General features: G+C 50.7%; 18 protein-coding genes. 6 read left to right on the top strand and 12 right to left on the bottom strand.

Annotation, left to right across the window (positions count from 1 at the left end):
* Positions 1 to 432: 432 nt before the first annotated feature.
* Positions 433 to 987 carry a D-glycero-beta-D-manno-heptose 1,7-bisphosphate 7-phosphatase gene (gmhB, locus tag L2725_RS17745; protein ID WP_248934775.1) on the bottom strand — a complete coding sequence of 185 codons (555 nt, stop codon included), beginning with the start codon at positions 985 to 987 and terminating at the stop codon, positions 433 to 435.
* 201 nt (positions 988 to 1,188) lie between these two features.
* Between gmhB and L2725_RS17740 the strand changes: the two genes are divergently transcribed.
* Complete coding sequence (locus L2725_RS17740; protein ID WP_249250188.1) at positions 1,189 to 1,872, top strand: GntR family transcriptional regulator; 684 nt, start codon at positions 1,189 to 1,191, stop codon at positions 1,870 to 1,872.
* Positions 1,873 to 1,936: 64 nt separating this feature from the next.
* Positions 1,937 to 3,016, top strand: a complete 1,080-nt coding sequence (locus L2725_RS17735; RefSeq protein ID WP_115137962.1) for a ketoacyl-ACP synthase III — start codon at positions 1,937 to 1,939, stop codon at positions 3,014 to 3,016.
* Positions 3,017 to 3,084: 68 nt separating this feature from the next.
* On the opposite strand, the gene L2725_RS17730 is transcribed toward L2725_RS17735, so the two are convergent.
* The 8 genes from L2725_RS17730 to L2725_RS17695 form a co-directional block, all read right to left on the bottom strand.
* Positions 3,085 to 3,660 carry a lecithin retinol acyltransferase family protein gene (locus L2725_RS17730; RefSeq protein WP_249250187.1) on the bottom strand — a complete coding sequence of 192 codons (576 nt, stop codon included), beginning with the start codon at positions 3,658 to 3,660 and terminating at the stop codon, positions 3,085 to 3,087.
* Positions 3,661 to 3,768: 108 nt separating this feature from the next.
* Entirely contained in the window at positions 3,769 to 4,464 is a 696-nt protein-coding gene (locus L2725_RS17725; protein ID WP_249250186.1) for an exonuclease domain-containing protein, read from the bottom strand.
* On the bottom strand, positions 4,464 to 6,311 hold the full coding sequence (locus tag L2725_RS17720) for a DUF294 nucleotidyltransferase-like domain-containing protein (protein WP_249250184.1): 1,848 nt from the start codon (positions 6,309 to 6,311) through the stop codon (positions 4,464 to 4,466). Before L2725_RS17720 ends, L2725_RS17725 begins: the two co-directional genes overlap by 1 nt.
* A 129-nt stretch (positions 6,312 to 6,440) precedes the next feature.
* Positions 6,441 to 8,159 (bottom strand): sodium:solute symporter family protein, encoded by a 1,719-nt coding sequence (locus L2725_RS17715; RefSeq protein WP_248934781.1) that lies wholly within the window; start codon positions 8,157 to 8,159, stop codon positions 6,441 to 6,443.
* Positions 8,160 to 8,170: 11 nt separating this feature from the next.
* Positions 8,171 to 8,437, bottom strand: a complete 267-nt coding sequence (locus L2725_RS17710) for a DUF4212 domain-containing protein (protein ID WP_115137957.1) — start codon at positions 8,435 to 8,437, stop codon at positions 8,171 to 8,173.
* 271 nt (positions 8,438 to 8,708) lie between these two features.
* A complete protein-coding gene (locus L2725_RS17705; protein WP_249250182.1) occupies positions 8,709 to 9,530 on the bottom strand; it encodes an SDR family oxidoreductase in 822 nt (273 codons plus the stop codon).
* Between the two features lie 107 nt (positions 9,531 to 9,637).
* On the bottom strand, positions 9,638 to 10,852 hold the full coding sequence (locus L2725_RS17700) for an HD-GYP domain-containing protein (RefSeq protein ID WP_249250180.1): 1,215 nt from the start codon (positions 10,850 to 10,852) through the stop codon (positions 9,638 to 9,640).
* Positions 10,853 to 11,019: 167 nt separating this feature from the next.
* On the bottom strand, positions 11,020 to 11,499 hold the full coding sequence (locus L2725_RS17695; protein WP_249250179.1) for a DUF2919 domain-containing protein: 480 nt from the start codon (positions 11,497 to 11,499) through the stop codon (positions 11,020 to 11,022).
* 1,206 nt (positions 11,500 to 12,705) lie between these two features.
* On the opposite strand from L2725_RS17695, the gene L2725_RS17690 reads away from it, so the two are divergent.
* Positions 12,706 to 13,131: a hypothetical protein gene (locus L2725_RS17690; protein WP_249250178.1), complete on the top strand. Its 426-nt coding sequence runs from the start codon at positions 12,706 to 12,708 to the stop codon at positions 13,129 to 13,131.
* Between the two features lie 199 nt (positions 13,132 to 13,330).
* Here L2725_RS17690 and ligA read toward each other — a convergent pair whose 3' ends face one another.
* The 3 genes from ligA to L2725_RS17675 form a co-directional block, all read right to left on the bottom strand.
* Entirely contained in the window at positions 13,331 to 15,337 is a 2,007-nt protein-coding gene (ligA, locus tag L2725_RS17685; RefSeq protein WP_249250177.1) for an NAD-dependent DNA ligase LigA, read from the bottom strand.
* A gap of 66 nt (positions 15,338 to 15,403) precedes the next feature.
* Positions 15,404 to 16,300: a cell division protein ZipA gene (zipA, locus tag L2725_RS17680; RefSeq protein WP_249250176.1), complete on the bottom strand. Its 897-nt coding sequence runs from the start codon at positions 16,298 to 16,300 to the stop codon at positions 15,404 to 15,406.
* A 24-nt stretch (positions 16,301 to 16,324) separates the two neighbouring features.
* Positions 16,325 to 19,735 carry a chromosome segregation protein SMC gene (locus tag L2725_RS17675; protein ID WP_249250174.1) on the bottom strand — a complete coding sequence of 1,137 codons (3,411 nt, stop codon included), beginning with the start codon at positions 19,733 to 19,735 and terminating at the stop codon, positions 16,325 to 16,327.
* A gap of 191 nt (positions 19,736 to 19,926) precedes the next feature.
* On the opposite strand from L2725_RS17675, the gene cysZ reads away from it, so the two are divergent.
* The 3 genes from cysZ (at position 19,927) to cysK (ending at position 24,383) form a co-directional block, all read left to right on the top strand.
* The gene (cysZ, locus tag L2725_RS17670; RefSeq protein ID WP_248934790.1) at positions 19,927 to 20,697 is read left to right on the top strand and encodes a sulfate transporter CysZ; all 771 of its coding nucleotides are present in this window, start codon (positions 19,927 to 19,929) and stop codon (positions 20,695 to 20,697) included.
* Between the two features lie 154 nt (positions 20,698 to 20,851).
* On the top strand, positions 20,852 to 23,182 hold the full coding sequence (locus tag L2725_RS17665) for a carbohydrate binding family 9 domain-containing protein (protein ID WP_249250172.1): 2,331 nt from the start codon (positions 20,852 to 20,854) through the stop codon (positions 23,180 to 23,182).
* 232 nt (positions 23,183 to 23,414) lie between these two features.
* Entirely contained in the window at positions 23,415 to 24,383 is a 969-nt protein-coding gene (cysK, locus tag L2725_RS17660) for a cysteine synthase A (RefSeq protein WP_115137944.1), read from the top strand.
* Positions 24,384 to 24,609 lie beyond the last annotated feature (226 nt).

Genomic DNA, 24,609 nt, shown 5'->3' with positions numbered 1-24,609 from the left:
GTTGTTCGGCTTACGCCAAACTGCTCAATGAATTCTGTTCAATTTGTTTCTACTTTTAGAAAGTAAAATCAAATCTGCATGCTGCGCGAACTTCGTTCATTGATGTCTCCAGTGAAGGAGAATAAGTCTTTGTCGACCTCATCAACTACTGTGAATGTCCACACAGATTGTCTAGTAATAAATTTTTAAAGAACAAAGCCCTTACGGGCGACCAATATCGCCGCTCATTTTGAGCTTCGTTATTGGTGACGCGTTCACTTCAGCGTCTCAACGGAAGCGAATTATAGGCAAGGCAGATTTTCCTGCAAGCCTTTTTAATCAATTTTCGAAAAAAACAGTTCAACTGGCGAGTTTTACGCCAAAACATAGGTTTGCACACATAACTGGCAACAAAACCATAAAGAAAAAACCACCTTGTCAGGTGGTTTTTGTTTATTTTTGGCTCTTTATATAAGCCGGAACATCAGCAATGCTATTCAAGACTATATCTGCCTCAGCTTCCGCCTCTGCGGTAACCGACTTGCCGGTACGAACCAGTATTCCGGTACCAACACCGGCTGCTTTGGCCGCCAGCATGTCATCACGCTTGTCTCCCACCATAATGGACTGAGACAGATCCAGCTTCAGGAAACGTGCAGCAGACTCCAACATACCAGGCTTGGGCTTGCGGCAATCACAATCTATTTTGTATTCACCAATCCCTTTTTCGCTGTGATGAGGACAATAGTAGATACCGTCGAGCTCAACACCCTTGTCTGCGAAGTTCCAATCCATCCACTCGGTCAGCGTATGAAACTGATCTTCCGTGTAATAACCCCGTGCAATTCCTGACTGGTTAGTCACGACTACCAGCTGGTAGCCCATTTGCTTCAGTTCGCGGCAGGCATCGAACACGCCTTCTACATATTCAAAGTCATCTACCTGATGTACATAACCGTGATCGACATTGATAACTCCATCCCGATCCAGAAAAACCGCTTTCTTCACCAAAGCCTCCAAATTCATTTAGTCGCCGCTATTATTTCACCTCAACATGGTCGGAGACAATCTAGATATTTCATCCATGGCAATTGTTGGGTTATCTAGCCGCAAAACCTGCCCCACTGGTCCAAGTTGCTTTATTTATCAGCGCTTAGGCGTTAACCTAACGCGATAATCATGATTCTAAATATAAAAAGTAAGGGGAATATGAGCCGTTCAACTCCCATTATTCACAAGACTCGGACCCAGGTAGTGGTAGAGGTGCTCAGGGAAAAAATCCTCTCTGGTGAAATTGCCGCTGGTGAACCTTTGCGTCAGAGCGCACTTGCTGAAGAACTCAATGTCAGCCGTATTCCTGTCAGAGAAGCCCTGTTACAGCTTGAAGCTGAAGGGCTGGTCAAATTTGAAGCCCATAAAGGCGCGACAGCAACTGAACTCTCTATTGAACAAGTTACTGAGCTGTTTGAACTCAGAGCCATGATAGAGACCGAACTTCTTGCCAAAGCTATCCCCAATATGCAAGATGAAGACTTCGCTCAGGCCGAGCAGACGCTTTCCAAGATGGAACAGGCTTTTCGCAGCGAAGATGCCATAGGCAGTTGGGCATTGTTAAATACTGAGTTCCACACCAGCCTTTATCTGGCCGCCAAGCGCCCTCATACTCTGGAAGTCGTCCAGGGCCTGAACACCAATTGCGACCGCTATATACGTATGCAACTGCTGCTGACCGGAGGTGTTCCTCAGGCAGAGCAGGACCACAAGGATCTACTGCGTTATTGTAGAGCCCGCGACACTGAAAACGCCGTCGCTTTGCTGGAAAAGCATATTTTAAGAGCTGCTGACGATATTAGAAAATTGGTCGCCACCGTCCTTAAATCCGACGCTGAATAACGGGCAACCAAGTCTAAGCAGCCTGAGTTTGCGGCACTTGCCGCCATAATAACGAGAGAAATTCATGCAGTATGCCACTATCACCGGATGGGGAAAATGCGTCCCCCCTGCAGTTCTAACCAATGATGATCTGTCGACTTTTATCGACACCTCTGATGAATGGATCCGTCCTAGAACAGGTATCAAACAACGTCATATCAGCCATGTCGGCACTTCTGAACTGGCAACAGTTGCCGCCAAGCACGCTTTGGCAGCCGCTGGCCTGGAAGGCAGTGATATCGACATGATCATTCTGGCCACCGCCAGCCCAGATACCCTTATTCCAAATATCGCTGCTACAGTCCAGGCTAACATCGGTGCCAAGTGCGCTGCTTTTGATATCAACGCCGCCTGCAGTGGATTCCTGTATGGACTGGGCCTGGCCAGCGGTCAAATCCGCAGTGGCCAATGCCAGAGAGTCCTTGTGATTGGCGCTGAACGCCTGACTTTCTATCTGGACTGGTCCCGCCGAGAGACGGCAGTACTGTTCGGTGATGGAGCCGGTGCAGCTGTGGTCGAAGCCACAGATAAAAAGGAAGGTATTCTTGCCTATGAGCTGAATAACGACCCTGCTGGCCGCGATATTCTGAAAGCCGGGTTCGGTACCAGTATGGACAGATTCAGCCCCGAGTCTCTGGATTTCTTTATCCAGTTTGACGGTCAGGAGATCTTTAAACGTGCCATTGCCGGAATGGGCAAGCTAAGCAAGCTGGTACTGGAGAAGTGCGATCTGGATAAAGAAGATGTGGATTTGGTTATCCCGCATCAGGCTAACGAGCGCATTATCGATACTCTGGTAAGTCGTATGAAGATTGATAAAGAGAAAGCCTTTGTCAATATTGCCAATTATGGCAATACCAGTGCAGCAACCATTCCAATCGCAATCTGTGATGCTATCGAGCAGGGCCGCATTCAGCCGGGACAAACTATCCTGTCCTGTGCATTCGGTGCCGGTCTGACCTCAGCTGCAGCAGTGATTAAATGGGGTGACAGAGTCACACCTCTGGCTCAGACAGATGCGCAGTTACCGCCTTGTGACCAAACAGGTCTTGAGCTGGTTAAACGCGCTGCCGACTACTTCTGCAGTAAGACTCACGAAGACTAATCAGAAAAGCCACCGCGAGGTGGCTTTTTTATTGTGTAGCTTATTTATTATGTAGCTTGACGCAGTACTTATGCCGCCAACTGATCCCAGAATACGGTTTTACCAAAATGCAGGCTCAGCTTTTCGTTAAAACCGTCGAAGCTGCGGATCTCCTGCTCCTCTCCAGTCATGCAGTACCACACAAATCTGTGGCAGTTGTTCTCGAGCAGGTCGTAGTCGCGATAGGTAAACAGATTGTCCATGGCTCGTTTGGCGGTTTGTTCCTGCGCCATCGCCTCATGGGAAGCGGTCGCCGCCACAAAGATACTGTCACCGGTTCGACCGGCCAAAAAACGCCGGGGAGATACAGCCCGAACAAGCCCGGAACCATGCAACTCAGCAATCATGTCATCACCAAGCCATATGCCAGTGTGTTCAATCACCCCATAGACATGGCAACAGACGATACTGCCTGGAGCCGGAGCCGTTTTGCTGTCGGTTCTGAGCAATACGCTGGGCGTCAGGGCTGCACCTGACTTTTTATCCTCAGGAGATAACCTGCCCAATCGCCGATCCAGGTTAAGCCGGTCGCGCCGCGATTTCTCCTCGGCCAGTGCCAAAGCACCCAGTGCCGCGCCACCAAGCCAAATAAGGGGCCATGCCATAGACTGTCTCCAAATCCACCGCTCTTTTACCGAGCATAAACTGTTCTCTTTTTACTAAAGCATAAAGTGACAGTGAAGGGGGGCAAAATTTGTAAACGCCTGTTGCGATTACTGCAATAGCTCGATGACACTGGCGGGCTGCATAGCGGACTTCTGGGCCAGTAGCAGCTCACCGCAGCCGATAGCATCCATCAGCGCATTGTGGGCCGGATAGAGTGGTAAGCCATAGCGTTGTCGGCAAGCAGCCAACCTTAAGCCGCCCTCAACCCAGGGTTGTTGAGTCATTTGCAATCTTCGATGTTCCAGCGCCATGGTGTCGATCGCCGGCAAACTGACGTTAATGCCATACAAGTGTTCAATCGCATGGGTCAGGAAGCTGATATCCAGAGGGGCATGATGGGCCACCAGCCAGCGGCCTTTTGCTCTGGCAAACAGCTCCACCAAGGCGCGCTCGAGTTTGGTGCCCTGCTGCAGGTCCTGATCCACAATACCGTGAATACAGGCGCTCTGCCCTACCCCGGTATCACCGGCAACTAGGCTGTGCCAGGCACCAGTCAGTGTTAACCTCGGCCCGTCGATAGGTACAGCGCCAATACTCAATATTTCATCAACGCTGGGCTCCAGCCCCGTCATTTCCAAGTCAAATGCAAGCAGCGGCATCTGAGACACCGGCAGGCTGAGCAAATCCGCAAGGCTCGCCAGATAAGCCGCAAGCCAGGGTACAGCGCAATGTTCAGCTTCATGGTTAAGGCGTCTGCTCAGGCGCCAGCGAGCCAGTGCTGTAAGACCCGGCACACTGCTCATCAATAAGCCCGCATAAATCTGAGGCGAATCCCGGACTGGGCGTCATCAACCACTTTAAAGGCCTCTTTAAGCTGATGCCTGACCAGAGAGGATACCGCTCCGGGTTTCAGGTAGTTATCAGGCTTCTGACCCTCTTCAAATTGACGCCCCTGATTGGCCAGACGCATATGGGCAATAAACTCCTGAGCATCGGCGAGGTTGAGGGCATCCTTGCGGTTGATAACTCCCAAATCGACTAATTGCCTTATTCGCTTTGGCGTATTGATTTCCCGCACACCGGCACTCAGGGCATACACTCTGGCAATATCATTGATGATGGCACTGCCCTTGTGTTTGAGATCGATTCCCTTAACCTCGCTGCCATCACGCTCAAGTACAAACTGACGGAAGAACCCCAATGGTGGACGGGAGTTCATCGCGTTGCCGGTCAACAAAGCCAGAAAGATGTCATTGTCCCGGGTCAGCTCCAGAACGCTTAACTGCAAGCCGTCGAACAGACGTTCAGGTCCATAGATAGCACGCATATCGAAGAAGATACTGGCATGCATCAGAGCTTTGGGTTCTGGACTGTTTACCCAGGAGGAGAACCTTTGCTGCCACTCTTTAAGGGACATACGCCACTTGGGGTTCATCGCCATAATGTCACCGGGACAATAGATATAGCCGCAGGCGTCCAGACCATCACACACAATTTTGGCGAGCTGACTGAAATACTCAGCTTCCTGGCTGTCCGGCTCTCTGGCCAGCAACATACCATTATCCTGATCTGAGCAGGCAACCTGATCCTGTCTTCCCTGAGAACCAAACGCCAACCAGCAAAAATCCATGGGCGCTTCACCCAACTGAGATTGCGCCAGCTCAATTAATCTGCGGGTCAGGGCATCAGTGACAGAGGTGAGAATACGTCCTATCTCTTCAGCTCTGGCATCTGCGCTAATCAGGTTTTGCAGCAACATGGGGATACGCTTACTGAGGTTTACCAAACCTTCGATATGGGTTTGTCTGTCAATCTCTCCCATCATCAATAAAGGCTGGGAGCTTTGACTGCGCAGAATATCGGTACTGGTGACCATACCCACAGGCTTGCCATTTCGGGTAACCGGCAGATGATGAACATTGTGTTCCCCCATCAACACTGTCGCTTCAAATACCAGGGTCTCAGGCTCGACGGTCAAAGGGGCTGTTGTCATCACATCGGCTATCCGGGTGAATGGCCCTTTGTCCTCTGCCAGCACCCTGCTGCGCAAGTCCCTGTCGGTCAATATACCAACCAGCTGTTCACCTTCCTGTACCAGCACTGACGACACCCTGTGTTGCGACATCAAACGCGCCGCTTCGCCCACCAGTTGGTCAATATCTATGGTTATCGGGTCGGACGACATCAGACTGCTCAAACGACTGGTGGTGAGCATAGACCTGGCTTTAAAACGCCCCTCGTGACGCATACGTCTGGCGTAAGCACGGTTGAAAAAGCGACTGAATTCCCGGTTGGCACTGCACAATTCACTGAAGCACTCTTCGGGAAGCTGATAAACCAGCCCATCTTCCAACACCTTGACACTGTTGCTGATCTCATCGCCGGAAAGTAATGATGGGTAACCGAAGTAATCTCCCTCTCCCAGTCTGTCGACCAACTCCCCTTCTTTATCCCGTACTTCAAAAGCACCGCTGCGAACGATATAAAGCCGCCTGTCATCGTCACTCAGGGGCACAATATGAGAGGCAGCGGGGAAATAGGCTATCTCCAGTTGCCTTGCAGCCCACTCCAGGCTCTCAGGTTGCAACTGATTGAAAGGTACAAGGCCATTAACAAAATCAAAAATGGGTTGAAGCTCGCTTGAATCCATTGGGTTGTCCTTTGCTGTTATCCTCACAAATTACCTTTGTCTTCAATAGTTTTTCCATTCGACCAATGGCTTATCTTTAAACAAAAAGAGCGCCGAAGCGCTCTTTTTCAGTTCAGTCAGGCATCAGACTCAGTGATCCTGGGCGCCACCGGCACCTTTGGGGAAGCGGATACCTTCCACCATCTCAATCACATCATCCGGGATCTTGGTGGTCATACGGCTTACCACCAAGGCCACGGCAAAGTTGACTATCATGCCGATAAAGCCAATACCTTCAGGTGAGATACCAAACAGCCAGTTGGCAGCATTATTCAGTTCCGGGTTCATAAACTTGAAGTAAACGATATAGCCGGAGGTAAATGCCAGGCCTGTCACCATACCGGCGATAGCACCTTCTTTGTTCATGGTACGGGAGAAGATACCCATAATAATGGCCGGGAACAGGCTCGACGCTGCCAGGCCAAAGGCTAGCGCCACCACAGCTGCCACAAATCCGGGCGGATTAATACCGAAGTAGCCTGCTACGATAACCCCGACTGCCGCGGCTATTCGGGCGTACATCAACTCCTTCTTATCCGAGATATTAGGCATCAGGTTTTTCTTGAGCAAATCGTGTGAAACAGAGGTGGATATCACCAGCAGCAGACCGGCAGAGGTCGACAGTGCCGCCGCCATACCACCCGCAGCCACCAATGCAATCACCCAGGCTGGCAGATCCGCAATTTCAGGGGTCGCCAGTACCATGATGTCACGGTCAATCTTCATCTCGTTCTGCTCGCCATTGGCGTAGAACATCTTGCCGTCGCCGTTTTTGTCATCCCAGGTAATAAGCCCTGTCTTTTCCCAGTTCTTAATCCACTGTGGCGCGGTCTCATAGGCAACCCCGGTAGACTCAGGACCATTAATGGTTTCAATCATGTTTACACGGGAGAAAGCAGCAACTGCGGGAATCGTGGTGTACATGATAGCGATAAATACCAGCGTCCAACCTGCGCTTGAGCGGGCGTCTTTTACTTTGGGTACAGTAAAGAAGCGCACAATAACGTGAGGCAGACCGGCAGTACCCACCATCAGGGCTGCGGTAATGGCAAACACGTCAATCATGGACTTGGAGCCTTCGGTATACTGGTTAAAGCCCAGCTGAGTAGACAGACCATCCAGCTTCTCAAGCAGATAAGTACCTGAAGGGTTACCCGCAGCATCCAACACCTGAGAACCGAAGCCCAGCTGAGGGAAGATGTGGCCGGTCATCATCACGGAGATGAAGATAGCTGGCACCATAAAGGCAAAAATCATCACACAGTATTGAGCCACCTGAGTGTAGGTAATCCCCTTCATGCCACCCAGTACGGCGTAGAAGAACACCACGGCCATACCGATATAAACACCGGTATCCACTTCCACTTCCAGGAAGCGGGAGAACACCACACCCACACCACGCATCTGACCTGCGATATAGGTAAAGCAGATAAAGATGGCACAGATTACGGCAACGGTACGCGCCGCCTGAGAGTAGTAACGCTCACCGATAAAGTCAGGTACTGTGTACTTACCAAACTTACGCAGGTAAGGCACCATACAGGTTGCCAGCAGCACATAACCGCCGGTCCAGCCCATCAGGTAAACACTGCCGTCAAAACCCACAAATGAAACGATACCCGCCAGTGAGATAAAGGACGCGGCTGACATCCAGTCAGCGGCTGTCGCCATACCATTCATTACAGGAGGCACACCACCACCGGCAACATAAAACTCTTTGGTGGAACCGGCCTTGGACCAGATGGCGATACCTATGTAGAGCGCAAAGGTCGCGCCAACAATGATATAAGTCAGAGTTTGCAAATCCATTTCAGCGCTCCTCAATCTTCGTGGACGTTATATTTTTTGTCCAACGCATTGGCTTTCACCGCGTAGACAAAAATTAAAGCTACGAACACGTACATGGCGCCCTGTTGTGCAAACCAGAACCCAAGCTTAAAGCCCGCAAATTCAACCTGATTCAATACATCAACCAGCACAATGCCGCAGATATAAGAAACAAAGAACCAGATCGCCAACAACCCCAGCACCAAGCGGAGGTTTTCTCGCCAATAACCTTTGGCCTTGTCTTCATTTTCAAAAGCCATAGTGTGACTCCCCTGTATTTTTCTAGTAGTTCAGTCGAGTTCCAATCTAACAAGGGGGGTCTTGGTCACAATCGCGACTTTGGTCTAACCGGCGGTTGCGAAACACAACAGAGTCAACACTTAACCACTACAAAACAACCAGTTAACAAAAATTATCCTTCAAAAGAAGCAAACTCTACTCCTTCAGTATTAGACCAATGTCGAAAGTAAAAACGGCGCAGTGGAAACACTGCGCCGTCAATTCAGAGGAAAATCAGAAGGGAAAATAGGCTCAACAGAAGTTCAGTAAATCTATCAAAGACTTGTATCTATAGTCGAAATTCAGCTCGCGGCAGATATGGGAGCCATCGACCTGCTTATCAGTGTCGGCATCATCTCCAAACTGCGGAGGCTCCAGGCCAAGGGAAGCGGCAGCAAGGGGATAAAATTGAGCTTTGGGTAGGTGATCCCGGGTACATAAATTATAGACAGAGCCAATCCGCCCGGCATCCAGCAGTAAACAGGTCGCTGCCACACAGTCTTCCAGGTGCACCAGGTTAACCGACTGATTGCCGCCGGTAATCCCTGTTTTACCCGCCAGAAAACGCCCCGGATGTCTCCCTGGGCCCACCAGACCGGCAAACCGCAGCACAGATACCTGACCTTCCTCACTCAGTAATTCCGGGGCATCAAGAAAAAGGGCTTCTGCAGCCAGCAATGTTTCACTCCCAGTAGAATAAACACCGGCATCGGCTTCAGATACACGTCCGGCATTGGGATAAACCCCGGTGGTGGAAATAAAGATAAGTTTCTTCAGCCTGTTGGGCAGCATTAACTGCTTAAGTTTTTGCAGCCTGCCGAGGTAATCCGAATCTCCTCTTCTAAGGCCCGGGGGTATATTCACCACCATGGCATCAACATCAACAAGCGGTGCGCAGGCCAGAGCATCCACCTCAGCGGCAAGATCCAGTGCCACCGCCTGAATCCCCTCTTTTTCAAGCTGTTCACAACCTGCACTGTCCCGCTTGGAACCAATCACGGTATGCCCCTGTTGCAGCAATACCTTAGCCAGTGCAAGTCCATACCAACCACAGCCGGTCACGGCAATTTTCATCTGTCAGTTCCTTTTTTAGAATTTGCTACAGAATAGAGACAAACAGGATGGATACAAGTCCACAAGACAGGAAAACTGCTCATCAGTGTGTCAGAGGGAAACCCCACTCAAGCTGTGACGGGCGAGATAAAATAAAAGCTGATATTGGCGTATGCCTGCAGCACTTTGGCAGCCTGGGGAGCCAATTCATCGGCGGCGACCACATCAAGCACCTGCACCTTTTCCTGACGCAAAAAACGCAGACAGGGCTCTTCACCTTCCACAGTGCAGGACCAGACCTGAGGCTGCTTCACCTTATCGGAAGTCAGCATGACCTTACCCACTGAGCCATCTGACAATTGAACCAAAGTACCGGGCGGATAAATACCCAACACCCGCACCAAGAGCTTAATCAGCTCCATATCGTGCTTACCCGCCCGCTTCTTAAAAATAAAGCCGAGCGCCACCTGGGGAGAACGAACATCTTCACGCACCAACAGGTGATCAAAGTCATTCACCAGTGACACTATCTGAGTCAACAACGGAATGTCCTTGCCTGCCAGAGCATCGGGATAGCCGCTGCCATCAAAATACTCATGGTGATGCCGGACAATATGCAAAACGGGCTCAGGGAACAGGCCACTGCGACTTAGCATCTCATGGCCGAAATTGGGGTGGGCTTTCAGGAAATTACGCTCAGGGGTAGTGAGCTCACCGGGATTATTGCGAATCGACTCAGGCACTTTGAGTTTGCCGATATCGTGGAACAGAGCACCAAGACCAATATGACACATCTGTTCACGGTCAAGCCCCATCTCCCTGCCTATCATCATGGCCAGCACCATAACAGAGATTGAGTGTTGAGTTACCCCCACCACCGACTCGCCACTGCTCACCAAAGCAAGGTAGGGTTTAATACCTTCATCCAAATGGCCGGCCAGCTCTTCAACCAAGCCGGTTGCCAACTCAAGGGAACCTTCCGGGTCACTGAGCAACTTGCCAAAAACAGTACGGCTGCCGTTAACTGAGTTTAAAAACCTTTTTTGGCTTAAGCGTATCGCTTTACGGGTTTCCAGCTGCTGATCAATGCTGGCTGGCTTAGCAACTTCAGTAACCACTTCATCGACTTCTGGCTCATCATCCATAATGTCCGGGGGTAATTCACCGGCAAGTAAATAGACGAACTCAACCCCCAGCCCTCTGATCATCTCAATCTGGGCCGGTTCTTCGATTTTAATTCGGTTTATCCAAAACGGATGATCTTTCCAGGCCAGGGGCAACTTAACCGTATGCCCTACCCTGACCTTGCTCAGCGGCAGCTGAACCGGATCGGACTTTGCCAACAAGGCTCCTTTTTCCGTATGGTCCTGAAGTCGACTAATACATTGAAATATAGAACATCTTGGCGGACGTGAGAATATCCTTACGGAGGATGTTGGCTTTATTGTTCAAAAACCATCCAGCGATATGCCAATCACAGGGACGAAAATACTGGCCGCCAGGCTGAAAATCACTGCTTCTCGGGTATCCAGCTTTTAAAGTAAACCTTGAGATGGCGGGATTTCAACAGATAAATCCCACACCAGAACAGTGCGACAGCATCCAGTGCCACGCCCCAGTGAAACAGCATATCTGAGTGTGTAAACCTCTGTACCCAAACCACAACCTCTGCCACCAGCACAGCCATCAAAATAGCCCGCCCCTGTTTGAACACAGGCATAACCCACTCAGGCTTGCGACGTCTTTCAGCCAATACCAGCAGGAATATAAACACCGCTCCGGCGCCTACCATCAAAGCCTGAACAAAATCTGCCTGCATGGGGTAAAGGGTACGAACCAGGGCAGCTCTATCACTGTGCTGTGTCAGAGACATCACCCACACCACCCAGGCCTTGGCCAGGAAAGCCAGCAGCAGGTACAGGTATTTAGGTGGTTTGATGTGGCCGTTGTCGTCCATCCAGTAGACATGATTAAGGTTCAAAGTACGCATCCGGGTTTTGCTGTTCAGTTGTTTGAGATATGGCGATGTTATCGGGGAATTCAACCCTTGGGGGAAAGATGGTGGCGCTTTAATGATGATTTCATCATGTCACTGAGCTTGTCTTGATTGTGGAAGATCTATCAGAGCCCCCATAGAGCTGATGCTTGAAATTGCCCCAAAGTTGCCTGCGGCATGGCAAGGTAATCGCCTTCAGGCGATAAAAGGTCGTGGGTTCCACCCACACGGGGCAAGAGGGGATCAACAGCAATTTCCTCTTGCATCTCCCTTGCCGCCCCAACCGAAGTTGTGATCCATCGTAAAATGACTTCAATTACGCAATCGACACCGATTCGCCATCCATGGCTCAGCGGTGCCTGCCCCGTCATCCATGACGGGACTTGCTATTGAAGCCATTTCCCTCCGGCAACTTCGGACGGGAAATTGGTGTATTCCACCAGCTCGGAGTTGTCCCGTTAAATCTGAGATAACAGGAAACGACTCCAGTTATCGCACGCGGCACTTTCACATTTATCTGCTGAATAGTCAAAAAGTGTCGATTTTTTAGCCTGTTGCTGGTAACGTTTACCCAATAAGCGTAACGCTTGGTGCGAGATAACGAGACGTCTCAATTTGTCCGTAAAGTTATCTATCCATAGATACTTTAAGTAGCAGATTTAGTGACTAAAACGGATGGTTAGCATGGTAGCGCAAAAATGGATAAATAGGCCGTCAGGTTATTCAGATAAACAGGCACCCTCGTTATTAAAATATTATATGCCTTTATGAACATTGATATTGTTGTAAGTATATTTAAAGTAGTGTGGATTATTGGCTTTGCCTGTGGCTTTGCGGCCGCTATTGGGCTTTCTAGCTTGCATAAATATGGAGAGAATGTTCCGTTTTTACTTAAGCATTCAGGGCTATCTGTCTTTTTCCCTCGGTACTATGAGAAAAATGAAGATAGACGTAAATTGGTTGCAACGCTTATGCTGGTGTGTATAAATTGCATAGTTTTGGGTTTTATTGTTCTATTTGTTGGTGTACCTCAGTTTAGAATAAAGTTCTGGGAGGTAGTCTCAGGTTAAGTAATATAACAAACCACTGCAGTGCGGGACTTTTAACAGTTGGCTTTTTCTCATTGCGTTCGTTATTTTAGCCAGCAATTAAAAGCCCCTGAATGGGGCGTTAAGTAGCCAAGGAAAGTATGGCATTGAAATGACCTACGAAGAATTTTATTACAGCATTGATTGCAAATTTCCTTACCATCAAGAAAGTGAGTGGAAGCGAATTATTGGGCAATCAATTGAAATAGGTGAAGACGCACATTTTCTCGTACTTCAAGAAATATGCAGAGTTCCTTCTTCAGAGAAGCTGGATCAAGTAAAGCATATGGAAATGTATAAATATTGGAAGCAATCGTCTTTCAGCCCAGTGCAGGACATCGTAGAACCAGCTTCCCTTTCATATATTAACAAAACTGAGATATCTGACTCAGAAGCACTGAGCATAATGGAAAAACTTTCAGCATTTCCAAAATCCTATAATGCGCTTCAAGTTGTCTTGTTTTCGTGCCCTGACGTTGATGAACTGGTTGGCGAAAAATATGAAAGTATTGTAGCTAAGTGGAAATCGTCTACTTAACAAATTACTCAAAAGGATGCGAAACACAGGGCTTGCGCTACTTCGTCGCTAATTTTAGCTAAGCACTTTACGCCTATTTAGTACGTTATACCCCTATAATCCAAAGTAACTACTGTCCAACAACGAGTTATCCAGGATACAAAAGAACCCGGTTTTGCCGGGTTCTTGGTTTATGTCAGTCTGGCTTCCTGACCTGCTGTTATTTATTCAGCAAAGCCAGCAACTGATCTTCATCCCACACTTCGACGCCCAGTTCCTGAGCTTTGGCCAGTTTTGAACCTGCGGCTTCACCGGCAACCAGGCGGGTAGTGTTTTTGGATACACTACCGGCAACCTTAGCGCCCAGTGCCTGCAGACGGGCCTTGGCATCGTTGCGGTTCAATTGGGTCAGCGTACCTGTCAGCACCCAGGTTTCGCCTTTCAGTGGTTGCGCATCTTCAGCTACCGCTTCAATGGCAGGCCATACTATGCCCACTTCAACCAACTTGTCGATCACCTCATTGTTATGAGGCTGCTCGAAGAAAGACTTCACATGCTGGGCCACAACAGCACCCACATCTTCTACTTCAATCAACTGCTCGACGGTCGCTTCACGCAGCGCTTCCAGTGTTTTGAAATAGTTGGCCAGGTTGGCGGCAGTAGCCTCTCCTACTTCACGGATACCCAGGGCGTACAGGAAACGTGGCAAGGTAGTTTGCTTACTGACTTCCAGCGCTGCCACCAGATTGTTGGCCGACTTCATGCCCATACGCTCCAGCATGGTCAACATTGAGGCTGTCAGCTTAAACAGATCTGCAGGGCTGGCCACCAGCTCTTTATCAATCAGCTGCTCAACAATTTTGTCGCCCATGCCGTCGATATCCAGCGCCTTACGGGAGGCAAAGTGCTTAATGGCTTCCTTACGCTGGGCTTCGCAGAAAAGACCACCGGAGCAACGGGCCACGGCTTCGCCTTCCAGACGTTCAACCAAAGAGCCACACACAGGACAGTCGTGAGGGAATACAATATCAGCGGCATTGTCAGGACGCTTGTCAGCAACCACGGCAACTATCTGCGGGATTACGTCACCGGCGCGGCGTACGATAACCGTATCACCGACTTTCACCTGCAAACGGGCAATTTCATCGGCGTTGTGCAGGGTAGCATTGGAGACAGTCACCCCACCTACAAATACCGGCTTAAGACGGGCAACCGGCGTTACTGCACCGGTACGTCCCACCTGAAAGTCCACACCTTCCAGCAGGGTCATCTCTTCCTGCGCCGGAAACTTGTAGGCAATGGCCCAGCGCGGCGCCTTGGCCACAAAGCCCAGAGTTTGCTGCTGGGCAATATCATTGACCTTAAGCACCACACCATCGATTTCATAGGCAAGGTCGCTTCGACGCTTCAAAATATCGGCGTAGTAAGCAAATACTCCAGCCACATCATCCACTGTCTTCACTTCACTGCTGACCGGGAACCCCCACTCTTTCAGCTGCATCAGTTGCTGATAGTGACCACCCGCCATCGGCGTGTGCTCGCCTTCAACCACACCCAGCGCGTAAGCATAGAAAGCCAGTGCACGTGAAGCCGTAATCTTGCTGTCCAGCTGACGCAAACTGCCTGCAGCAGCGTTACGCGGGTTTACAAAGGTCTTTTCACCCTTCTTGATGGCGCGCTCATTCAGTGCCTCAAATGCCGCTTTGGGCATAAACACTTCGCCGCGAACTTCCAACAGCTCAGGGTAGCCTTCACCACGCAGGCGCAAAGGCACAGAGCGAATGGTACGGACGTTTTCAGTGATCTCTTCCCCTGTGGTGCCGTCTCCCCGGGTTGCAGCACGCTCCAGCACACCATTGCGATACAACAGCGAGACAGCCAGTCCATCCAGCTTGGGCTCGCAGCAGAATGCCACCTGTCCGGCTCGGTCAGTAATACGCTTGTGGAAACCGTTAAAATCCTCCTCATCGAAGGCGTTATCCAGGCTCAACATTGGCTTGAGGTGAGCGACCTGATTGAACTTATCCAGTGCCATACCACCGACGCGCTGGGTTGGCGAGTCAGCAAGTGCAAACTGAGGATAGTCAGCTTCCAGCTGCTTGAGTTCCTGCATCAGGCGGTCATATTCAGCATCAGGAATAGTCGGATTATCATCAACATAATAGTGAATATTGTGTTGGTTCAGCTCATTGGAAAGCTGCTGGATTTTCTGTTGGATCTCTTGCATATCTCTTATCCGAAATGAACAAGGCCGCACAGGCGGCCTTGAAGCGGTTAATTCTGTTGATGAGCCTTACTGCACCACGGCACGGATGCGTTCCAGGTAGGCTTGCTTGGTGTCGGCGTGCCAGAGCTGACGTCTGTCATCCAACACTTCTGCACCCAAATCATCTGCCAGCTGGCATGCGGAGTTCAGCATAATTGAGAAGTTGCGCAGCGCATCGCCATGGCAAGGCAGTGTCATAAACAGGGCGATACCCTGAGTGCTGAACTGCTCCATATTGTCCGGGTCAAATACTCCTGGCTTAACCATGTTGGCCAGAGAGAACAGCACCTTTCCTGTGCCTGCATTGTCTTCGTGACGGTGGAAAATATTCATATCACCAAACTTGAAGTTCAGTGTCAGCAGGCATGGCAGTAACTCGGCGCCCGCCAGCTCTTCACCCTCTTTGGCACAAACGTGCAATACCAGCACATCCTGAGGGTCCGGCAATTCCTCTTCCCGCTCCAACTCTGGCTCTACATCCTGAACAGGTGCTTCTTCGATGACTGGCTCCACCGCCTCGGGTTTCACTTTTTCTTCTGCCTGAGTGGTCAGCTCATCTTCGGCAAACAGGCTGGCCTGTTCTCCCAGAACCGGGGCCTCAGCTTCAGGTTTGATCACGGGTTCCTGTCTGGTTGGCGCAATCACAGGCTCTTGCTTAACCTGAGGTTCAACCTTGACGGCCGCAGGCGCTGCTTCTGCCTCTTCTGGCTCGTCATTGACCTTGACCACACGCACCTGACCAATACCGTCAGCATCAAAGCCCTCTTTATCACGGGATGCGCCCGGCTCCTGCTTTGCACGTGCAGATGTGCCATCTCGCAGGGGCTTGGGTTGCTGCTTCCTGATTGACCAGTATCCATGCACCAGCACCGCGACAATGGCGACGCCACCCAAGACTGACAATACCAGTTGAAAATTTTCCATTGGTTACCCTGTCGTTAACTCTAATTATCCAGCATCGGCCATAGCCACTGCTTCTTCCAAGTCCACAGCAACAATGCGAGAAACCCCGGGTTCATGCATAGTTACCCCAATTAGTTGATCTGCCATTTCCATGGTTATCTTGTTATGGCTGATATAAATAAACTGCACGCTCTGGGACATCTCCCTGAGCAGGCGGCAGAATCGCTCGACGTTGGCATCATCCAAAGGAGCGTCTACTTCATCCAGCATGCAAAAAGGTGCTGGATTCAGCCGGAAAATAGCGAACACCAATGATAAAGCGGTTAGCGCTTTTTCACCACCGGACAGCAGATGAATCGTGCTGTTTTTCTTACCCGGCGGTCTGGCCATAATGGTGACACCGGTTTCCAGCAGGTCATCATCAGTCAGCGCCAGATAAGCGCTGCCGCCGCCAAATACCTTGGGAAATAAACTGCCCAAATCCGCGTTTATCTGCTCAAACGTCGCTTTAAAACGGGTTCGGGTTTCCCTGTCGATTTTACGGATAGCCTCTTCCAGGCTTTCCAGCGCAGAGGCAAGGTCATCATTCTGGTTATCCAGATACTGTTTGCGCTCACTCTGCTGTTCATACTCTTCAATGGCCGCCAGATTGATAGGGCCAAGTCGGGAGATCTTCCCTCTCAGACTATCCAGCTTTTGTTGCCAAACTTCTGCATTAGCCTCTTCCGGCAAACTGCCCGTCACTTCATCCAGCCGGATATTGGCTTCAGTGAGCAGTTGCATCTGGCTGCCTGCCTGGCCTTTAATGCCTTCTCTTTTCAATTTCAGATCGGCAATACTCTGACTCAGCGCCTCTATCTTGCCAACTTCCTGTTTTTGCATCAATAGTGATGCTTCCAGCTGGGCCTGCCAACTGGCCTGTTCGGCGCGTATTTGTTCAAGTTGCTGCTGCAATTCACTGTGACGGGCCATCTGCTGCTGCAGTTCCTGCTGGACAGCATCCCGCTCACCGGCTCCGGCCGGGTCAAGTTGCCGACGCTGGTCTTTCAATTCAGTCTCATTGGCATCCAGCTCAGCCAGACGGCTGTTGATCTGGGATTCCTGCTGTCGACTCAGCGCCAGTTGTGTCTCGGCGTGGCTCAGCTGCCGCTGCAATTGTTGTAACTGCTCCCGGCGGCTGCCAAGCTGTGCCTTACAATCTCTGAGCGCGGTAGCAGCAGTTAACTGTGACTGTGTCAGTTGGCTTACGGTTTCGTTGATCCCCTCGCCATTGACCTTAACCTGCTCCAGTTGTTTTTCAGTCCCTTCGACCTGAACCTCAAGAGAGGCGATCTCATGCTTCAGCTTGTCGGTTTTCTGCTTTTTGGCAGACAGCTGTTGCTGCTGCCGGGCCAAAGACTCCTGTTCACTGCGCAGAGTCTGTTCAACCCGGATCAGTTCATGGGATTCCTGCTCAAGTGTTTGTCTGGCTGCATCCAGTCTATTGGTCTGCTCATCAATCAAACCTTTTAATCGCCGACTTTCTTCACTGGCATCACCAGCCGCTTTAAGCAGGGGCTCGGCTGCGTTTTCCAACGCCTGCAGCTCATTCTGCAGCGCCATGGCAGAGTCTTCAGCGTCAGACTGACTCAGCACAAAGCCCTGCCCCACCAGATAACCATCGGCGGTGACAATACGTTCGTGGGCAGCCAGACTGGCCTGACGGCCTTTCGCCTCATTCAGAGAATCAAGCCAAATAACATCTTTAAGCCAGGGCTCCAGATTGACCGGCGCACTGAGCTGCGGCAGCACAGTGCCTTCACCGGCTTTTACCCAGGCATTACCTGTACCGGCATCGGCGTTATCGTCAACGACAGGGCTGTCGAGCCAGCCACGCAGCAACAGTGATACGGCATCTTCCCAACCGGGCTTAACATCCAACACCTGCCACAATCCTGGCTGTTCATCACCAGCAGCTTTATCCAGCCATTGGCGGATCAGCGTCTGCCGGGATTCATTGCCGCTGAGTTCGGCTCTGAGTTTCTGACTGTCGGCCTCTGCCTGCTCGCGCTGCTGATTCAGCTGGTTTAACCCATCTCTGAGATTTTCCAGCTGAAATCTGGCTTCATCCTGTCTTTCTTTAAGCTCATCAAGACGAAGCTGCAGATCGGAGATTTTATCGGTCCCCGCCGAAGAGTCACTGCTGTCATCAAGCTCCTGCAGTTGCTCTCGCTTCATAACTAACAACTGGCGGCTGTGCTCCTGCTGCCCCTGATATTTGGCGAGTTGCAACTGGAGTTCTGACTGCTGTTGTCTGGCGCTGTGCAGGTCGCTATCCAGCGCGTCTTTCTGCTCCTCCATCCCGGCAAACTGCTCTTGCAGTTCAGCAAGCATCTCTTCCAGCAACGGCGCTTCTTCAGCTAAAGGCTCACGACTGCTGCTTAGGTTAGCAATGGTTTCCAGCAATATCTGACGCTCTTTAACCAGTGCTTCTCTTTGATTGGCCAGCTTATCGAGAGAGGACTTAAGACCCGCGTCCTTCTGTACTTCGTGAGCCAGTTGCTGTTCCAGTCTTGCCACCTGAGTACCGGCCTGAAAGAAGGCCTGAACCAACTCCTGCTCACGTCGCTCAAGTTCTTCAACCTTGATTCGTTCCCGAGTGCTGTTGGCTTCAGCAGAAGCTTTGGCAGCCAGCAGTTTCTCCTGCTCAAGCTGATTACTGTTAATCTCATCCGTCAGGCTGTCGGCTCTTTGCATCAGCTCGCGATAACGCATCACCAACAGCTGTGCCTGAGTTTGCCGCTCTTCCTGCTTATACTCTCGATAGCGCTGCGCCGCCTTAGACTGACTCGCCAGCTTATCCAGCTGCTTGCCCAGCTCCAGCCGGATGTCTCCCAAGCGCTCGAGGTTTTCACGGGTATGGCGAATACGGTTCTCGGTATCCCGACGACGCTCTTTATAGCGGGAGATACCCGCGGCCTCTTCAATAAAGACTCTCAGTTCCTGGGGTTTGGACTCGATCAGACGGGAGATGGTGCCCTGTTCAATAATGGCGTAACTGCGGGGACCCAGGCCGGTTCCCATAAACAGATCGGTAATATCTTTACGACGACATTTCTGGCCATTAAGAAAGTAGCTGGACTCGGCATCACGGTTAACCTGACGCTTAACGGAGATCTCCTGATAGCTGGCATACTGGCCGCCCAAACGACCGTCCAGATTTTCAAACACCAGTTCAACCGAGGCCACAGAGACAGGGCGACGGGCAGAAGAGCCATTAAAAATAACGTCTGTCATGGCATCGCCACGCAGGTGCTTGGCGTTGCTTTCCCCCAGTACCCAGCGCACGGCATCAATGGTGTTGGATTTACCACAGCCATTGGGACCTATGATACCGGTCAAAGGTTTAAGGAAAGGGATCTTGGTGGGATCGACAAACGACTTGAATCCAGCCAGTTTTATCTGTTTCAGTCTCATGTGGGCGACGTTGGTCCGGAATAAGCCGTTAAAAAATAATCAGTAAAACCCTGAAGTTATGGAGGCAACTTTATCAAAGGGTGCAGCATTTTGTAACGCTTTTTCTCCCCCTTGAACGCTCCTGTGCTTGTGTTCCGCGCAAGCCTTGCCCACAATCGGAGCTAACGAGTTGATTTATGCTGATATAGAAGATGAAAGAGACAGCAAAAGCCGCCAAAAGTGGCGTCAATTATTTTATGGATGGGTTCGAGCTTATTCGCCGTCCCGGATTACGCACCTTTGTGGTGATTCCTTTATTAATAAATATATTGCTGTTTGCCACAGGCTTTTACTTTGCCTTCGGCGAGCTGCAACGCATGTTTGCCTGGCTGGAAGGCCAGCTACCTGAATATCTGCAATGGTTTAACTTCCTGCTGTGGCCACTGGCTGTTATCAGTATGGTGGTCGTGATGGCCTTCATCTTCTCATCCGTGATGAACTGGCTGGCAGCACCATTTAACGGCTTGCTGGCAGAGAAGGTTGAACAGATGCTCACCGGCAAGTCGGTCAATACCGGCGGTGCCGTCGATACCGTCAAAGATATACCCCGTATGCTGGGACGGGAATGGACCAAGCTGAAGTACTACCTGCCCAGAGCCATTGTTTTCCTGCTGCTGTTTTGGGTGCCGGTTCTGGGTCAGATGGTGGCGCCGGTGCTTTGGTTCCTGTTCAGTGCCTGGATGATGGCTGTGCAGTACTGCGACTACCCCTTCGATAACCACAGGGTTCCCTTTGATGATATGAAGTTTGCTCTTAAGCAAACCCGTGGCAGCTCCTTCAGCTTTGGGGCTACTGTGACCCTGTTCGCCATGATCCCTATTGTGAACTTTATCGTCATGCCTGTGGCAATTTGCGGTGCGACCGCCATGTGGGTTGATAAATATCGCGAGGCCTATCGCAACCCGGCAATCGCCCCGGATTAATCCTGCCTTTTCCCGCTCAACCAGATAAAACGCAGCTCAGGCTGCGTTTTTCATGTTTTGTAACATACTTATTACCCACTTACCTTCAACCCCACTGCCATTACGGGCAAAATAACAATGAAATCACAAGGCGTTAACAACAGGAAATAAAAACATGCCACGCCAATATTTTGCCCTTGCACTCTTGCTTGGCAGTTCTTTTGGGGCCACCGCCGGAGATGCCGGTAACTTTCATCTCGACATCCCCATGCTCACTGCACCTGCTGAAATCGACGGCAGACTGGATGATGCCGTCTGGCAACAAGCCGCCACTACCCAACTGACCATTGAAACTGGCCCCGGCGAGAATACGCCGGCACCGGTAATGACCGATGCAAAAATCTTTGCAACCCAGGAAAGTCTGTTTGTGGCCTTTATTGCCCATGATCCTGATCCCTCAAAAATCCGCGCCAATCTCAGCCCCAGAGACAGAAACTGGGGCGACGATCTGGTGGGGATTAAACTCGATACTTATAACGATGCAAGACTCGCCTACCAGTTCTTTATCAATCCTTTCGGAGTGCAGGCTGACTCCATAGAAAACGAGCTGACCGGCCGCGAAAGTGACGCCTGGGACGGTATCTGGTATGCCGCAGGAGAGATGACAGATAAAGGGTATCAGGTCGAAATTGAGCTGCCATTTCGTATGTTCAACTTCGACAAGGCCAGTGTTCAGGAGTGGGGGTTTGAGCTGATCCGCTACTGGCCAAGAGATGAAAACCACCGACTGTCGACCCAGGCCAGAGACAGGGACAATAACTGTACCCTGTGTCAGCTGGGTGTGGTGACCGGGCTTGAGGATCTGGAACAGGGTAATGACCTGCAAATTACTCCATCGTTAGTCGCCGGGCACAACCGTGACAGGGAATTGCCAAACGGTGACTGGCAAGATGAAACCGATGTTGATGTCGGAGTTGACGTGCGCTGGGGCATCACCCCTGACCTGCTGCTCAGTGCCACGATTAACCCTGACTTTTCCCAGGTCGAGGCCGATGCAGGACAGTTAGATGTTAACAACACCTTCGCCCTGTTCTTTCCAGAAAAACGCGCCTTCTTCCTGGATAATAAAGACTACTTCGACACCCAGATGAACCTGGTGTACACGCGGAATATCGGCGACCCTGACTATGGTGCCAAGCTTACCGGCCGGGAAGGACAACATACCTTTGGCGCCCTGGTAGCCAACGACACTCAAACCCGATTTCTGGTGCCGGGTAACCTCTCCTCTTCTGTCGCCAGCATAGACAAAGAAAGCCAGAATGTGGTGGGCCGTTATCGCTATGACGTGTCATCCGGACTCTCGATCGGCGCGCTGACGACGCTGAGAAAAGCCGGGGATTACCATAACTATCAATTCGCCACTGATATTAAGTATCAACCCACAGATCAGGACACTTTCACAGCCCAGTACTCCGTCAGTAATACTCAGTACCCTGAAGGTCTTTACAAGGAGTTCTGCGGCGACAGTGACAACTGCGAAATCCCGCCAGGCGGCTGTGAACGCGGCGATTGTGATATCAATGAGCGGGTACTGCGCCTGCTCAAACAGGAGGACTTTGACGGAGATCTGCTGCGGCTGAGATACCAGAGGGAAACCCGTAACTGGTATGCCAATCTCCACTATCAGGCAACGTCAGCGGACTACCGCGCGGATTTGGGCTTTGTGGACAGAGTCGATTTTAATAAATTTGTCGCCGGTGGCGGGTATATCTGGTATCCGGAAGATGCCACTTTCAACCGTATTCGCTGGGGTGGAGACTGGGATATCACCCACAACGACGCCGGTGAAGAACTTGAGCGGGAAATTGAAACCTCGCTGGAGCTTGAGGGCAAGCTGCAGAGCTATATGGAAATGGGACTGGTACATCGCAGCCGGGTTGGCTTGCGGGAAGATAAGTCCATCCTCAATATAGAAGATAACACCACGCTGTTTCACGAAACCTTCGGTTGGTTTTATGGGGAGTTCTGGCCTGCCCAGACCATCAAGACCCGTCTTAATATGAGTTACGGCGACACCATAGATTTTGCCAATAACCGTCCCGGCACCAATACCCGCTTCCGCCCCGGTATCTCCTGGGATGTGATGGACAACCTGGCACTGGATTTCGCCTGGGAGTACCGCAGCCTGGATGTTGCCGAGGGTGAGCTGTTTAACGCCTCACTGGGTGATCTGCGCCTGAACTGGCAACTGAGTCTGCAAAGCTTTTTGCGTGTCAGCTCTGTCTATACGGACATTCAGCGCGATCCATCACTCTACCTCTACAGCACGCCAGACAGCGAATACAAAGGCATGTTTAACGAAGTGCTGTATGGCTACCAGCTGAATCCACAAAGCGTGTTTTATCTTGGTTACTCAGATGGCTTCCGTCAGGATGATGAGATTAAAAGCCTGACCCAGGATGAGCAGACGCTGTTTATGAAAATCAGCTACGCCTGGCTGATCTAGGTTCAACCTTAAAGTTTATGGGCAGCAGTGCAAAACCAACCAGGCTGCTGCCCTTCTTTATTCCGTCACCAAACCACAGGCTTCCCAGCTCGCTTACTCCTTCATGCCATCTAAAATTTAATAACAGCAAATAATGGTATAACCAAATGGAATAACGCATAGCAAACAATCACTTCAAAAACGCCTGCCAGCAATTATGCTCTACATACGCAATCAAAGGAGTAGAGATTCCATGAGCAAGATTTTCGAAGACAACTCACTGACCATAGGCCACACACCACTGGTTCGTTTAAACCGTGTCAGCAACGGCAAGGTACTGGCGAAAGTAGAAGCCCGTAACCCGAGCTTCAGCGTTAAGTGTCGTATCGGTGCCAATATGATTTGGGATGCCGAAAAGCAAGGCTTGCTCACCGAAGGCAAAGAGCTTATCGAGCCCACTTCAGGTAATACTGGTATTGCACTGGCCTATGTAGCTGCCGCCCGCGGTTACAAGTTAACTCTGACCATGCCAAACACCATGAGTCTGGAGCGTCGTAAACTGCTGAAAGCATTGGGTGCCAATCTGGTACTGACCGATGGTGCCAAGGGGATGAAAGGCGCTATCGATAAGGCTGAAGAGATCCGCTCTTCAGATCCCGACAAGTATGTGCTGCTGCAGCAGTTCAGCAACCCGGCCAACCCACAGATCCACGAGCAGACCACAGGTCCGGAGATCTGGAATGATACAGACGGTGAAGTGGATGTGGTGGTAGCAGGCGTAGGTACCGGCGGTACCATTACCGGTGTCAGCCGTTATATCAAAAATGCCAAAGGCAAGCAGATCACCTCTGTCGCCGTTGAGCCAGCGGACTCTCCGGTAATTACCCAGACCATGAACGGCCAAACCGTTCAACCTGGACCACACAAAATTCAAGGCATCGGTGCCGGTTTCATCCCGGGTAACCTGGATTTGGAATTGCTGGACCGCGTCGAAACTGTGACCAATGAAGAATCCATCGAGATGGCTCACCGCCTGATGAAAGAGGAAGGTATTCTGGTCGGTATCTCTTCCGGTGCAGCCGTGGTAGCAGCCAACCGCATCGCTGCCCTGCCTGAGTTTGCAGACAAGAACATTGTGGTTATCCTGCCATCAGCGGCAGAGCGTTACCTCTCTTCTGTCCTGTTCCAGGGCCAGTTCGGTGATGAAGAGAACATTCAGTAATCCTCTCTGACTTATCCGATTCAATAAAAGCCATCTGCTCAGCAGGTGGCTTTTTGTTTTCTTGCACCAACGTAAGGTAGTGGCTAGCATGGATCTGACATATCAGAAGCGTAATTACGCCCCCTCAATAAGAATTTGTGAAGAGTGGCATGCTTCCCTACCAGATGTTCCTTAAACATTATGGGTATACCAGCTCTCGCTAAACAAACTTATAGAACTCAGTTCT

Origin of the sequence: Shewanella corallii (assembly GCF_023349125.1) — a bacterium.
In the GTDB taxonomy this organism is placed as follows: Bacteria; Pseudomonadota; Gammaproteobacteria; order Enterobacterales; family Shewanellaceae; genus Shewanella; species Shewanella corallii.
The sequence above is the reverse complement of the archived record's forward strand: the minus strand, read 5'-3'. Positions and strand labels throughout refer to the sequence as shown.

Coding starts and splice junctions, on each gene's coding strand:
- L2725_RS17740 (WP_249250188.1), top strand. CDS start 1,189: ATGAGCCGTTCAACTCCCATTATTCACAAGACTCGGACCCAGGTAGTG.
- L2725_RS17735 (WP_115137962.1), top strand. CDS start 1,937: ATGCAGTATGCCACTATCACCGGATGGGGAAAATGCGTCCCCCCTGCA.
- L2725_RS17730 (WP_249250187.1), bottom strand. CDS start 3,660: ATGGCATGGCCCCTTATTTGGCTTGGTGGCGCGGCACTGGGTGCTTTG.
- L2725_RS17725 (WP_249250186.1), bottom strand. CDS start 4,464: ATGAGCAGTGTGCCGGGTCTTACAGCACTGGCTCGCTGGCGCCTGAGC.
- L2725_RS17720 (WP_249250184.1), bottom strand. CDS start 6,311: ATGGATTCAAGCGAGCTTCAACCCATTTTTGATTTTGTTAATGGCCTT.
- L2725_RS17715 (WP_248934781.1), bottom strand. CDS start 8,159: ATGGATTTGCAAACTCTGACTTATATCATTGTTGGCGCGACCTTTGCG.
- L2725_RS17710 (WP_115137957.1), bottom strand. CDS start 8,437: ATGGCTTTTGAAAATGAAGACAAGGCCAAAGGTTATTGGCGAGAAAAC.
- L2725_RS17705 (WP_249250182.1), bottom strand. CDS start 9,530: ATGAAAATTGCCGTGACCGGCTGTGGTTGGTATGGACTTGCACTGGCT.
- L2725_RS17695 (WP_249250179.1), bottom strand. CDS start 11,499: ATGCGTACTTTGAACCTTAATCATGTCTACTGGATGGACGACAACGGC.
- L2725_RS17690 (WP_249250178.1), top strand. CDS start 12,706: ATGACCTACGAAGAATTTTATTACAGCATTGATTGCAAATTTCCTTAC.
- ligA (WP_249250177.1), bottom strand. CDS start 15,337: ATGCAAGAGATCCAACAGAAAATCCAGCAGCTTTCCAATGAGCTGAAC.
- zipA (WP_249250176.1), bottom strand. CDS start 16,300: ATGGAAAATTTTCAACTGGTATTGTCAGTCTTGGGTGGCGTCGCCATT.
- L2725_RS17675 (WP_249250174.1), bottom strand. CDS start 19,735: ATGAGACTGAAACAGATAAAACTGGCTGGATTCAAGTCGTTTGTCGAT.
- cysZ (WP_248934790.1), top strand. CDS start 19,927: ATGAAAGAGACAGCAAAAGCCGCCAAAAGTGGCGTCAATTATTTTATG.
- L2725_RS17665 (WP_249250172.1), top strand. CDS start 20,852: ATGCCACGCCAATATTTTGCCCTTGCACTCTTGCTTGGCAGTTCTTTT.
- cysK (WP_115137944.1), top strand. CDS start 23,415: ATGAGCAAGATTTTCGAAGACAACTCACTGACCATAGGCCACACACCA.